Origin of the sequence: Limnothrix sp. PR1529 (assembly GCF_002742025.1) — a bacterium.
GTDB lineage: Bacteria > Cyanobacteriota > Cyanobacteriia > CACIAM-69d > CACIAM-69d > CACIAM-69d.
In genome coordinates, this window is record NZ_LIRO01000124.1 from 47,745 (window position 1) to 48,487 (window position 743).

The following is a 743-nucleotide window of genomic DNA, read 5'->3' on the forward strand; positions in this document are numbered from 1 at the left end:
GTCCACCGCCGCGATTCCCCTGGATGGGGGGCTGTATGAACTGCCCAAACAACAGGGTTATTTAGCGGCTTGGTTATCGCAAGTGCAGTTGCGCCAGGGCAAGGCGGCCCCAGCGGTGGTCAGCGCCCAGCAGGGGGTGCAATTCTATAACCTGCTGCCGGAGGATTATCCCGGCAAGGCGATCGGGATGACCAAGGCCCAGTTGATGTTGGGTGAGGCCTTGCGGGCGGTGGGTCGCCGTTCGGAGGCCCGCAACGCCCTGGAGCAGGTGCGCCAGTTGGCCCAAACCCACGGCGATCGCCCCGGTGAGGCCCAAGCCTGGGAACAGTTGGCCCTGTTGGCCAATGACGCGGGCGATCGCGAGCAGGCCCAGGCCGGTTTCGAGGCCGCCCTGGGGATCCATCGGGCCACAGGGGCCCGGGCCGAAGAGGGGCGTTTGTTAACCCGGTTGGGGGAGTTTTATTTGCAGCAGCGGGCGGCTCCCCAGGCGATCGACCATCTGTTTCAGGCGATCGCGCGGTGGGAATCGGTGCGGCCGGGCCTGAGCGACGACAACAAAATCGCCCTGGCGGACACCCAAGCCCAAACCTATCGCCTGTTGCAAGAGGCTTTGATTGTCCAAGGTCAGGCGGGGCAAGCCTTGGAGGTGGCGGAACGGGCCCGGGCCCGGGCCTTTGTGGAACTGTTGGCCGCCCGATCGGGCCATTTGGCCAACCAGCCCCGCCCAGCGGCCAGCCCACCCC

General features: G+C 66.4%; 1 pseudogene. It reads left to right on the forward strand.

The features are described from left to right. A pseudogene (locus tag AMR42_RS20705) lies at positions 1-743 on the forward strand (hypothetical protein); the annotation flags it as partial.